Source organism: Ruminococcus sp. B05, assembly GCF_003628495.1.
Taxonomy (GTDB): domain Bacteria; phylum Bacillota; class Clostridia; order Lachnospirales; family Lachnospiraceae; genus Schaedlerella; species Schaedlerella hominis.
On sequence record NZ_RBZR01000042.1, the window covers coordinates 1 to 12,397 of the forward strand.

A 12,397-nucleotide genomic window follows, 5' to 3' on the forward strand; every position below is an offset into this window, starting at 1 on the left:
GGTGGCTTTTTTGTGAACAAAAAAGCCACCAAACTCCGTCCCCAATCGGCTCTCAAAACTCCGTCCCCAACCGGCTCTATGTATATTTTGCCAAAGAATCCATAAATACTATATGTGGATTTGTGAGACTTTTTTTGAAGAAAGTATTTACAAACCACATAAAACAATATATAATACAAACATAAACCACATAAAACGATACAAAAAAACGGTACATACCACACAAAACAACATACGATGTGGCTATATAAATATAAGGAGGAACAGGTACTATGAAAATTTTAGATTCAAAATTCGTACAGGACTTTATTAAAATGGCAAATGATGGTTATCTTCAGGGATGGCATGAGAGAAATGGTGGAAACTTAAGCTATCGTTTGAAACCGGAAGAAGTTGAGATGATCAGACCTCGTTTGAATGCACCGGGAGAATGGACAGCTATCGGAACAGAAGTACCTGGATTGGCAGGAGAATTCTTCCTTGTGACAGGAAGCGGTAAATACTTCAGAAACATTATTGTAGACCCGGAAGTGTGTCTTGCAATCATCGAATTGGATGAGGCAGGAGTTAATTACAGAATTCGTTGGGGATTGGTAGAAGGTGGAAGACCCACAAGCGAGCTCCCGACTCATCTGATGAATCATGAAGTAAAGAAAAAACTGACAAATGGAAGACATCGTGTTATTTACCATGCACATACAACAAATACAATTGCACTGACATTTGTTCTTCCATTGGATGATCAAGTATTTACAAGAGAACTTTGGGAGTCAGCAACAGAGTGTCCGGTTGTATTTCCGGACGGAGTAGGTGTAGTAGGTTGGATGGTTCCGGGAGGAAGAGACATTGCAGTTAAGACAGCAGAACTGATGAAAAAATATGATGTAGTTATATGGGCTCATCATGGTATGTTCTGCTCAGGAGAAGATTTTGATCTAACATTTGGTTTGCTTCACACAGTAGAAAAATCTGCTGAGATTCTTGTTAAGATTCTTTCTATGTCACCAAAGAAACTTCAGACAATCACACCGGATAACTTCCGCTCATTGGCTAAAGATTTCCAAGTAAGCCTTCCAGAAGAATTTTTATATGAGAAAAAGAAATAATTGATCCAAACAGGGACGGAGTTTTCTGGCTTTTTTCTACGAAAAAAGCCAGAAAACTCCGTCCCTATGTGGTATAATGATAAAATATCAAAACATCTTGGAGGAATAAATGAAAACAAAGAGGTTGGATCAATTACAATTTTTAAGATTTATTGCATTTGGATTTATATTCCTTTTTCACGCATTTGGAACTAATCTGGAACCATACTTATATACAACGAATGCAGCTTATGCAATGGTAAGCTTCTTCTTTATATTATCAGGATTTGGTTCGGGATATTCGTCAGCAGACAGAAGAGAGAAACCGACAGTGAAAGCAGTTTGCTATCATTTGTGGAAAAAAATAAAGAAGATTTATCCATTATTGTTTGTAACAACTATTTACTTTGTATTACAGTCCGACTTGCCACAGGCAATCAATACAGGAAATTTGGAATTGTTGAAAGAAAACGGATGGAATTTAATGAAATGTCTTCTTATGATTCAATCTTGGGGAAATCCGTTTCTTTTTTATAATGGTGTTACATGGTTTATATCTACAATTTTATTTTTGTATCTCTTTGATCTGCCGGTAAGATATTATTTAGATAAGGCTCATGAAAAGAAAAATGAGAAGACAATACTTATATCATTGAGTGTGGTTTTAGCAATTGCAATTTTCGCGATAGCAACCTTAGCAAAAAACAGAGCAGATATCGGATATTGCCTCTATGCATTTCCACCATCACGAGTATTAGAATATTTGCTGGGAATGTGTATGGGAAGATGCTTGTATCGAATAAATAGTGAGAGAAAGTCAGATGGAAATATTGTTGTGTTTACGATATTAGAAGGCATTGCATTACTTTTATGGGTGGTATTATTTACACTTCCAATCCCGGTTAATTCATATAGCATGCAGACATATTGGCTTATACCAAATGTTTTTGTATTAAGCATTATGGCAATTGGAATGGGAGGATTCTCGAAGCTGTTTAGAATGAAACTGCTGAAGGGTGCAGGAGATATAAGTATGGAATGCTATTTGCTGCATCAACCAGTATTGATGACATATATGGCATTCGTTCAGATGGAAAATACAATAAGAGGGACGTTGTTTTATATCATATTTAATCTGGGATTTATAATGCTTTTAGCAATGATGATTCACAAAAAGCAGTGAGTGTTAAGAAAAATAAGGAAATAAAATGGAAGCAAAAGAAGAAATTTATCAGTATATCAAAGAAAATCGAAAAGAGGGTGTAACAGCTCAAGATATAGCAGAAATATTTGGAATAAAAAGAAATGTTGCATCACATTATTTGAATTGTTTAGAGAAAGATGGAAAATTGCAAAAAGGACAGACCAGACCAGTTCATTTCTCAATTCCGATAAATGAAAAAGAACATTTGCAAAAATCAGGTTATATGGAATCAGGTGTGAAAGAAGCAGAACATAATAATTCGGTGTTTTCCGGCCTTATAGGATGCAATGGTTCTATGGAACAGGTGATTGAAAAATGTAAGGCTGCTGTGAATTATCCGGTAAATGGATTAACCATGATTATTTGTGGTGCAAGTGGTGTGGGTAAAAGTTATCTGGCCTCGTTAATACATCAATACGCAATGGAAGTTGGTGTTATAGAAAAAAATGCTCCGTTTGTAGTGTTAAACTGTGCGGATTATGCAAATAATTCAGAATTATTATCTTCGGTATTATTTGGCCATGTGAAAGGCGCATTTACGGGTGCAAATGAAGAAAAACAAGGATTGTTGGCAGAAGCGGATGGGGGATATCTTTTTTTAGATGAGGTTCATAATCTGTCGGCTGAAAATCAGGAAAAGTTATTTTTGTTCATTGATTCACAAAAATATAGAATGCTTGGAGACAGTAAAAATTGGCAGAAAGCAAAAGTCCGTTTGTTGTTTGCCACAACAGAAGACATTCAGAGTACCTTACTTGCAACATTTAGAAGAAGAATCCCGTTTGAAATTCGAATTCCAGATTTCCTGGAACGTTCCTATGGAGAACGTTTTCTGCTTGTATCTACATTTTTTCAAAGCGAAGCTGAAATATTGAAGAAAAATCTTTGTGTAGATTCTACGCTTTTTAAAAATTTATTGAACTTGCATGAAGAAGGAAACATCGGAGCGGTAAAAAGCAAGATAAAAGTACTTTGTGCACAGGCTTACAGCCAGCAGAAAGCAGAAGAATTAAAAATCGCTTCGCTTGGAGAACAATCATCTGAGAATTTCTATTTTTACTGGAATCGTCCGGAAAAGAAAAAGTGGATGTCTTCATATCAGATTTTTAGCAATATAACAGAATGCTTTGCACCAGGAATGAATTACTCGAAAATAGGTGAAGTGTTGGAGTTGTTTTTACATACAGTTGCAAAGCGAGTTGAAGAAAATGAAAAAGAAAACAATTTTTGTCAAATTCCTCCTTTTCAGTATTACAAAGAAAGATGCAAAAATACAATCAACAAGATATTAAAAAGTTATGGTTATCAGCTAAATGAATTAGAAGTAGAAGAATTTTATAAAATAATCATTGCAATATTGTTCGACGAGACTTTTGTTGGAATCGCGTTTAAAATCAGTGGATACGAAAAGAAAAAATATCGAAAATACGAACTTATGGTCAGCAGGATATTAGATGTTGTGCTAGAAGAGTGCAGTGACAGTGTCAGGGGATTTCTGCAGGTGATTTTAACAGTGTGGATGTCAAAAAAAGTGAAGGTGAAATCCAAAATTAATGCATTGATTTTAATGCATGGAGAACATAGTGCATCAAGCATGGCGAGTCTGGCGAATGAAATGATAGGAGATTATGTCTATGAGGCATTCGATATGCCAATGCAGGTGCATACAGAAGAATTGATTGTTAAAGTAAATGACTATGTAAGAGATATTGAGACAAATGATGGACTTGTTCTTTTGGTAGATATGGGCTCATTAGAAAGAATGTATGATAAAATTTCCCGAAATGTAGATGGTGATCTTGTTATTGTAAATAATGTTACAACATCTCTTGTATTGGAGCTTGGATTTAGTTTGTATGACAAAGCGGATATTTATCATATCACACGGATAGAGATGTCACAGTTTAATTCAAAGATGCAATACTATAAAGGTATATCGCAAAAACCTAATATTATCGTATCATGCATATCAGGAGAAGGAATTGCGGTAGAAATAAAAGAAATTTTAAGTAAATATGTGGACGAGGAAAAAATCGACATTATAACGATGGATTATTCAGAACTAAAAAGGCAACTAAACCGGGGAAATACAGAAGATTTCCATAATACGATAGTCGTTTTTACGACAACTCCGCTTAATAGTACGGCAGTATCGATCATTAATGTAGAAGATTTGGTAAATGGATTCACAAGCCCGACTTTCCCGGAGTTTATGTTAAACAAAGAAAATGTCAGGGAGTTTACCAATGATATTATCAAATTATTTACATTGAAAGGCGTAGCATTGCGACTGCAGTTTTTGAATCCGGAAGTAGTAATGCAGGAAGTAGACAGAGTAATCTCTAATTATGAAAGTTACTATCATGTACAATTACCTAATTTTTTGAGAATTAATTTGTTTTTACATACATCGATTATGATCGAAAGAGTACTTTTAAAAGAAGAATCGGGGAAAATAGAAAATATCGATACAGAAGGTATAACCGAAGAAAGCGGAAAATTTATCGAAGTTTCAAAAGATGTTTTTAAAACAATTATGAACAAATATAAAATTGAGATTTCGGAGGCAGAATATTTATTGATCTATCAAATATTACAGTCTGTGATCAAAAAATAAAATAGTGTCTAAAATAAAAATAGTGTCTAAAATTAGATTAGACACTATTTTTTACATTATGATAGCAAAAAAACTTTGAAAACACAGAGGTTTCAACTATTTTTTGTTTTTTGTAAAAGTTGGCATGGTTCTTGCATGTAATAGAGTAGAATGCAAAATAGAATCTAAGGAGGAAGAGAAAATGCATGTACAATTATGGCAAATGTTATTGATCATTGCTTATGGTTTTTTTATCAACTATGATAAAAACGGAACAATGATCGGAACATCACAACCGGTTACAGCCGGACTGATCGTAGGATTAATTATGGGAGATTTGCAGACAGGACTTTACATTGGAGCAACGCTTCAGTTAATGACTCTTGGTATCAGCAGCTTTGGAGGAGCTTCTGTACCAGATTATCAGACTGCAGCATTAGTTGGAAGTTATATTGCAATCTCAACAAAACAGGATGCATCTATTGGAATTACATTGGCAATTCCGGTAGCAATGTTAATGGTTCAGTTAGATGTCTTGAAATGGTCTATCAACATCTTTTTCCAGAATAAGGCAGAGAAATTTGCTGAAGCAGCAAATTATAGAGGAATTGAAAGAATGCATTATTGTGGAGTGTTATGTACGATGTGTACATCCGGAATACCGGTATTGTTAACAGTAATCTTTGGACCAAAGCTTGTTGGAGGAATTATTAATTATATCCCAGACTGGTTATCAAGCGGCTTGTCAATTGCAGGAGGTCTGCTTCCGGCAGTTGGTATTGGACTTCTGCTTCGTTATTTACCTGTTAAGAGTTACTTTGGATATTTGATTGTAGGTTTCGTTGCAGCAGTATATCTGAATATTCCGATTTTGGGAGTTGCATTAGTTGGTTTTGCTATTGCAATGATCATCTATAAGAATAAAAGTGTAGAAAATGTTTCAGCAGTTGCAGCAGGAGGTATGGATGAAGATGAGTAAGAAAGAAAAGACGGTTTTGACAAAAACTCAGAAAAAATCCCTGTTTCGTTGGTTTTTAAATGGAGGGGCATCCCTCAACTATGAACGTATGATGAGTATGGCATATACATATTCTATGCTTCCATGGTTAAAAGAAAATTATAAAGGAAATCCGGAAGGACTGAAAAAATCCGTAAAAACACATTTACAATATTATAACTGCAGCCCTTATATGAATCCATATGTTATGGGTGTTAATATGGGAATTGAAGGTCAGGGAAAAGAAAATTCACTTGATGCAGTTATGGCTATTAAAACAGGTCTTATGGGACCTCTTTCAGGATTGGGAGACAGTGTATTTGTTGTGATTCCATGGACGATATTTGGAGCAATTGCTGCAAATATGGCATTGAACGGAAGTGTAACAGGAATTTTCCTTTGGATTCTTGTAACATGGATTTTAAAAGGAATTGGATATCCGTTATTTAAAGCAGGTATTGCTTCCGGAACAAGCCTTGTAAACTCAATCGAAACAAAGATGAAAGTTTTAAAAGAGTGTGTAGCGGTTCTTGGATTAACAGTAGTTGGAGCACTTATGCCAACAGTAGTAAAGGCAAATGTAGCACTTACATTTAAACAGGGTGACTTAACAATGACTGGTTCAGAAATCCTTGACCAGATTATGCCAGGATTAATTCCGGCAGCACTTGTAGCTTTAGTATACTGGATGCTTGGTAAAAAGGTAAAACCAGTATGGATTATTTTACTGATCATTGCAGCATCTATTCTTTGTGCAGTATTAGGAATTTTAAAATAAAACCCACAGAAAACTAGGAGGTAATATGATGGAAGGAATTATACATATTAGAATTGATGATCGTTTGATTCATGGACAGGTAGCAACACAGTGGACAAATGATCTTGGAGCAACACGTATTATGGCGATTAATGATGAAGTTGCTACAAATCCAACTTTAAAAACAGTACTTCGTATGGCAGCACCACCGAATGTTAGTACATCAATCATTACAAGAGAGACAGCAGTAAAAAACATCAAAGCAGGAAAATATGCCGGACAAAAAGTTTTGGTAGTTGTAAAATCTCCGTTTGATATTTTATATCTGATAGAACAAGGTCTGGAAATAAAGACAATAAATGTTGGAAACATGTCAGCGAGAGATAATACAGAACATTTACGACCAACAATTAGTGTTACTACGGAAGAAAAAGAAGCGTTTAAAGAGCTTTTAGAAAAAGGAGTGGAAATTACAACAATTTTAGTACCTAGTGCGCCAAAATCATACTTAAAAGACAGTCTTGTATAAAAGGAAGGGTAGACAATGTATAAAATAATTGTAGCAAGTCATGGTCCGATGGCTCAGGGGATGAAAGCATCATTGGAATTTGTTATGGGACCGGCAGAAAATGTATCAGCACTTTGCCTTGACGAAGAAGGAATTAGTAAGTTTACAGAAAATGCAAAAAAATTGATAAATGAGTGCACTGAACGAGAAATTCTCGTGATGGTTGATTTTTTGTTTGGAAGTCCATTTAATGAATTTTCTAAACTGGCAGCAACTTATGATGGAAAGATGGAAATCATTTCGGGAGTAAGTTTGCCGGCATTGGTGGAAGCTGTAAGTTGTCAGGAAGATGGTGATAGTATAGAAATTGCAATTCCACAGATAAAAAAATCAGCGACAATGAAAACTTTAAAAGAAGTGATTGAAGAAGAGGATAAAAACAACGACGATGAATAAACCGATATTTCATATAACGCCAGAAAGCGGATGGATGAATGATCCAAATGGACTGGTTGAATATAAAGGTGCATATCATGTGTTTTATCAGGCAGATCCGGAACATCTGGTAAATGAAAAAATCGGATGGGGACATAAAATAAGTTACGATTTGCTACATTGGGAGGAGTGTCCACAGGCACTCTTCCCAAATGAATGTTATGATCGGGATGGATGTTTTACCGGAAGCGCAGTGATAAAAGATGATAAAATGTATTTATTATACACGGGACATGTAAATCAGGAGAACGGCTACATTGAGACGCAAAATCTAGCGGTTAGCGAAGATGGAATTCATTTCGAAAAATATGAAGGAAATCCAGTCATAGAGAACCCGCCGATCGATACAACGATGCGCTTTAGAGATCCTAAAATATGGGAGCAAAATGGAAAATATTATGTGGCAATAGGTGGAGAATCAAAAGATAAATGTGGAAAAGTCGTATATTATGTGAGTAATGATTTATATAACTATACATATTGTGGAAAACTGGCAGATTCTGATGGGTCACTGGGAAATATGTGGGAATGTCCTAATTTTACCAGAGTAGAGAATACAGACGTTCTGATTTTTTCACCAAAAGGACTGGGAAAGGAATTTCCTGTTTCTTTTGAAAGCGGATATATGTTAGGGACTATGGATTATGAAAACAAGAAATTTGAACATGATGCCTATAGAACATTAGATTATGGATTTGATTTCTATGCACCGCAAGTGATGGAATGCGGAACGAGAAAAATTCTGTTTGCATGGTTTGCTATTCCTGATTCCATAGGAAAAGAAATGAAGGATGGATGGAGGCACTTGCTGACATTACCAAGGGAATTAAAGGTATCATCGGATCATCATCTTCTTATGACACCGATTAAGGAATTGGAAAAATTACGGACGAAAACTCTCGACACAACACTCTTGAATAAGTCGTGGGAACGTAAGGTGAAAAATCAGCCACTGGAATTATTGATAACCGGTCAGTATAAAGAAGTTTGCTTAAAAATAGAAGATGAAAACGAACAGATACTAGAACTCGCTGTGAAAAAGGGGAATATAACATTAAAACAAAAAAGAGAAGAATGGCAACAACGCACGTGTTCTTACCAAGAGAAAAATATGTGGAAAATGCAAATTTATATGGATTATAATACGTTTGAAGTATTTATAAATGATGGTAAATATGTATTTTCAAGTAGAATTTATCCGAATGAAACATTGAGATTTATGATAGATGTAACATCAAGTGATAAAGATGGAAGATTAGAAATGTATTCTTTGAGTTTATAGTGGTGAATTTTATGGCACTTTTAATGAAACAAAATCAGCAGCAGAGACAAAAACTTACACAAGAGCAAAGTTTTTTTCTGGACATATTAAAGTTTGACAAGGAAGAATTAATGGATTATCTGGAAAAAGAATATCAGGAGAATCCATTGATTGATTTTGATCGACGAGCCTTCAGTAATGAAGGGTCGTCTTTTGAAGGTTATTTATCTAATATTGAAAACAAAGAGAAAAAAGAATCGTTACAGGAACATTTATTAAAACAAAAGGGGTTTCTTGCTCAAAAAGTACCAGAGAATATTATGGAATTTTTCATATATTCACTGGATTGTAATGGATATTTAAGGGAAGAAAGTATAGATGAGGTAAAAAATATTTTCCCGGAATATACAAAAGAACAAATAAAAGAATTTATTACCTATATGCAGCAGATGGAACCTACGGGAGTGTTTGCGAGAAATTTGCAGGAATGCATGATTCTTCAATTACAAGAATTAGATTTAAAATATAAAAAAGAATGTATAAAAATCGTAAAGGAACACATTCAATTACTGGCAGATAACAAATTACTTGAAATTGGTAAAAAGGAAAATATTTCGCTGGAAAAGATAACAGAATGTGTAAAAACAATACGTGGCTTAAATCCGAAACCAGGCTCACAGTATGTTACAGATGCAGCGTATATGGATTGCGAAGTAGAAGTTCTGGCAGAAGAAAAAGACTTGACGATAAAAATGCTGAACAATTATGAAGCACTACAGTTGCAACCGGAATATTATATGACAACGGATGAAACGATGACGGAGTTTGTAAAACCATATTTAAAAAGAATTCGATTGCTAATAGACACATTGAATGCAAGAGAGAGAACACTTTTTTCAATCGTTTCCAACATAGCGGAACACCAGAAAGAGTTCTTCTTAGAAAGTGGCAGCTTGCAGCCATTTACATTAAAAGAAGTTGCTGAAGAATTGGATATGCATGAATCGACGATATCAAGAGCAATTTCTAACAAATCACTTCGATTTAAAAATAGGGAAATTCCTTTAAAATATTTTTTCGTCAGTAAAACAGCAAATGGAGATAGCAAAGATAGTGTAGAGGAAAAAATAAGAAGATTAATAGAAGCAGAAGATAAAAGTCATCCATTAAGTGATCAGAAACTTGCTGAATTGATGAAAAAAGATAACATTGTTGTGGCGAGAAGAACGATAGCAAAATATAGAGAACAGATGGGGATTTTGTCGGCATCCAAGAGGAAGATATACGATTAAAAAAAGATGGTTTAAATAGTGTAATGATCTAAAACAAGGGAATTGGTATCAAAAAAATTCTAACAAAAGATCGTTTGTTTCCTGAATGCTCTGGCAGATCTTTAGATGCTGTTCGTAATCCATAGGAGAAAAATCCTATCGTTTATTATAACTCTATTATGCAGTATCTATAAGTAACGTGTAATATAAAAGATACAAGTTGACAAAAAAATAAGCCTAATAAAGGCTTTAAAGTGTTTTTTGCATTTAAACAGCTGTCAAACTCCCGGCGGGTGATTGTATTTAAGTTACAAATAGGATAAAATGATAACATGAAATCAGGGGAGGTATGCAGATATGGGAAGTTATTTAAATCCAGGTAATTTTTCATTCCGAGGTAGTCTGCGTTCAAAAATTTATGTTGATAAAAGTGAATTGATCGCTAGAACAAATGAAGCTCTTTGTACAGAACAGAAGTATATCTGCGTGAGCCGTCCAAGAAGATTTGGTAAATCAATGGCGGCAAATATGTTGGCAGCATATTATGACCGAAGTGAGCCTACAGAGGAATTGTTTGAGAATCTTGAGATTAGCAAAGACCAATCTTACAAAGAAAATTTAAACAAGTATGATGTGATTAAAATTAATATTCAGGAATTTTTAAGCATGTCGGGGACTGTAGAAGAAATGTTGGAAATGCTTAAAAATTATCTGATTTCGGATTTCAAAGAGGTATATCCTAAAATACATTTACGTGATGAGAGGAATTTGATTCAAGTCATGAAGGATGTGTTTTCTTACACAAAATGCCCATTTGTGATTTTAATTGATGAGTGGGATTGTCTCTTTCGTGAGTATAAGCAGAATAAAGAGGAACAGAAAAAGTATTTAGATTTTTTGCGTGCATGGCTGAAAGATAAAGACTATGTGGCACTTGCATACATGACAGGAATTCTTCCGATAAAGAAATATGGTTCTCATTCAGCCTTGAATATGTTTACAGAGTATTCTATGACAAATCCACGGGAAATGGCAGAATATTTTGGCTTTACAGAGGCTGAGGTAAGGGGACTTTGCAAAAGATTTAAACGGAATTTTGAGGAAACTCGTGCATGGTATGATGGATATGAGCTGGTAGCAATTGAGGGAGAAGATAAAATTTGTTATTCCATATATAGCCCGAAATCAGTAGTTGATGCAATGTTAAGTGGTGTGTTTGATAATTACTGGAATCAGACAGAAACCTATGAGGCATTAAAATCCTATATAAAGTTAAATTATGATGGTTTGAAAGATGCAGTGGTACGGATGCTTGCAGGAGATAAAATTCAGATTAATACGGGAACATTTTCTAATGATATGACGAGCTTTCAAGGAAAAGATGATGTGTTGACATTGTTAATTCATCTGGGTTATTTGAGTTATCATTGGCCGGATAAGACAGTCACAATTCCAAATAAAGAAGTTTCACAGGAATATATTAATGCAATTAGTACAATGGACTGGTCAGAAGTGACAGCATCTGTTGAGGCTTCAAGAAAGTTATTGGAAGCTCTTTGGAATATGGATGAAAAGGCAGTGGCTGAAGGAATTGATAAAGCACATAGAGAGATTTCGATTCTTCAATACAATAATGAGAATGCATTGAGTTGTACGATCAATTTGGCTTTTTATTTCGCGAGAGAATATTATACAATAGTTCGTGAACTTCCAACAGGAAAGGGATTTGCTGATGTTTGTTTTATTCCGCGAGAAATTCATTATAATAAACCAGCTGTAATCATAGAGCTAAAATGGGATAAAAGTGCAGAAGGAGCAATTAGGCAGATTAGGGAAAAGAAATATATAGATACTTTAAAACATTATCGGGGAAATTTGCTTTTAGTTGGAATCAATTATGATAAAATCACGAAAGAGCATACGTGTGTGATAGAGAAGGAATATAAAGATTGAACCAGATAGGGAACCAGTAGGGACGGGGACAATAACATTTAGTTAAGCTTTTTTCATCATAGTATGAACCTATTGAAGTTCTCTTCCCTAAGCTTTTAAAAAGTATTATTATCATAAAAGTAGATGATTTTTATAAGAAAATATTTTTTTGCACCATAATCAGGCAGAGCCTTGCTTCTGCCTGATTAATACAATATAATATATCTTGTGTTAAGCTCTATTGTTTAACGGCTTTACAGTTTGTGATCTGACCTGTCGAGCGGTCTGTTG

10 protein-coding genes are annotated in these 12,397 nt (G+C 34.7%); all 10 read left to right on the plus strand.

All coding sequences use genetic code 11. The features are described 5' to 3' along the window. Positions 1 to 272: 272 nt before the first annotated feature. The 10 genes from rhaD to D8Q48_RS16335 all read left to right on the plus strand — a co-directional run bounded on the left by rhaD (position 273) and on the right by D8Q48_RS16335 (position 12,127). Entirely contained in the window at positions 273 to 1,106 is an 834-nt protein-coding gene (gene rhaD, locus D8Q48_RS16290) for a rhamnulose-1-phosphate aldolase (RefSeq protein WP_117990823.1), read from the plus strand. A gap of 109 nt (positions 1,107 to 1,215) precedes the next feature. Next, a complete protein-coding gene (locus D8Q48_RS16295) occupies positions 1,216 to 2,268 on the plus strand; it encodes an acyltransferase (RefSeq protein WP_121057277.1) in 1,053 nt (350 codons plus the stop codon). Between the two features lie 25 nt (positions 2,269 to 2,293). Continuing rightward, positions 2,294 to 4,906: a sigma 54-interacting transcriptional regulator gene (locus D8Q48_RS16300; protein WP_117990827.1), complete on the plus strand. Its 2,613-nt coding sequence runs from the start codon at positions 2,294 to 2,296 to the stop codon at positions 4,904 to 4,906. 181 nt (positions 4,907 to 5,087) lie between these two features. Further along, the gene (locus D8Q48_RS16305; protein WP_022075317.1) at positions 5,088 to 5,864 is read left to right on the plus strand and encodes a PTS sugar transporter subunit IIC; all 777 of its coding nucleotides are present in this window, start codon (positions 5,088 to 5,090) and stop codon (positions 5,862 to 5,864) included. Further along, complete coding sequence (locus tag D8Q48_RS16310) at positions 5,857 to 6,660, plus strand: PTS system mannose/fructose/sorbose family transporter subunit IID (RefSeq protein WP_172697011.1); 804 nt, start codon at positions 5,857 to 5,859, stop codon at positions 6,658 to 6,660. The genes D8Q48_RS16305 and D8Q48_RS16310 overlap by 8 nt, the downstream gene beginning before the upstream one ends. 25 nt (positions 6,661 to 6,685) lie before the next feature. After that, positions 6,686 to 7,168 (plus strand): PTS sugar transporter subunit IIB, encoded by a 483-nt coding sequence (locus D8Q48_RS16315; protein ID WP_330514705.1) that lies wholly within the window; start codon positions 6,686 to 6,688, stop codon positions 7,166 to 7,168. A 15-nt stretch (positions 7,169 to 7,183) separates the two neighbouring features. After that, positions 7,184 to 7,603 (plus strand): hypothetical protein, encoded by a 420-nt coding sequence (locus tag D8Q48_RS16320; protein WP_117990832.1) that lies wholly within the window; start codon positions 7,184 to 7,186, stop codon positions 7,601 to 7,603. Beyond that, positions 7,596 to 8,924, plus strand: a complete 1,329-nt coding sequence (locus tag D8Q48_RS16325) for a glycoside hydrolase family 32 protein (protein WP_117990835.1) — start codon at positions 7,596 to 7,598, stop codon at positions 8,922 to 8,924. Before D8Q48_RS16320 ends, D8Q48_RS16325 begins: the two co-directional genes overlap by 8 nt. Positions 8,925 to 8,935: 11 nt before the next feature. After that, complete coding sequence (gene rpoN / locus D8Q48_RS16330) at positions 8,936 to 10,195, plus strand: RNA polymerase factor sigma-54 (RefSeq protein ID WP_117990837.1); 1,260 nt, start codon at positions 8,936 to 8,938, stop codon at positions 10,193 to 10,195. 336 nt (positions 10,196 to 10,531) lie between these two features. After that, on the plus strand, positions 10,532 to 12,127 hold the full coding sequence (locus D8Q48_RS16335) for an AAA family ATPase (protein WP_117990840.1): 1,596 nt from the start codon (positions 10,532 to 10,534) through the stop codon (positions 12,125 to 12,127). The last annotated feature ends 270 nt before the right edge of the window (positions 12,128 to 12,397 follow it).

Bases quoted from the DNA above. Each gene is read 5' to 3' on its own strand.
- D8Q48_RS16335 (WP_117990840.1), top strand. From the start codon at position 10,532: ATGGGAAGTTATTTAAATCCAGGTAATTTTTCATTCCGAGGTAGTCTG.
- D8Q48_RS16300 (WP_117990827.1), top strand. From the start codon at position 2,294: ATGGAAGCAAAAGAAGAAATTTATCAGTATATCAAAGAAAATCGAAAA.
- D8Q48_RS16310 (WP_172697011.1), top strand. From the start codon at position 5,857: ATGAGTAAGAAAGAAAAGACGGTTTTGACAAAAACTCAGAAAAAATCC.
- D8Q48_RS16315 (WP_330514705.1), top strand. From the start codon at position 6,686: ATGATGGAAGGAATTATACATATTAGAATTGATGATCGTTTGATTCAT.
- D8Q48_RS16305 (WP_022075317.1), top strand. From the start codon at position 5,088: ATGCATGTACAATTATGGCAAATGTTATTGATCATTGCTTATGGTTTT.
- D8Q48_RS16295 (WP_121057277.1), top strand. From the start codon at position 1,216: ATGAAAACAAAGAGGTTGGATCAATTACAATTTTTAAGATTTATTGCA.
- rpoN (WP_117990837.1), top strand. From the start codon at position 8,936: ATGGCACTTTTAATGAAACAAAATCAGCAGCAGAGACAAAAACTTACA.
- D8Q48_RS16320 (WP_117990832.1), top strand. From the start codon at position 7,184: ATGTATAAAATAATTGTAGCAAGTCATGGTCCGATGGCTCAGGGGATG.
- rhaD (WP_117990823.1), top strand. From the start codon at position 273: ATGAAAATTTTAGATTCAAAATTCGTACAGGACTTTATTAAAATGGCA.
- D8Q48_RS16325 (WP_117990835.1), top strand. From the start codon at position 7,596: ATGAATAAACCGATATTTCATATAACGCCAGAAAGCGGATGGATGAAT.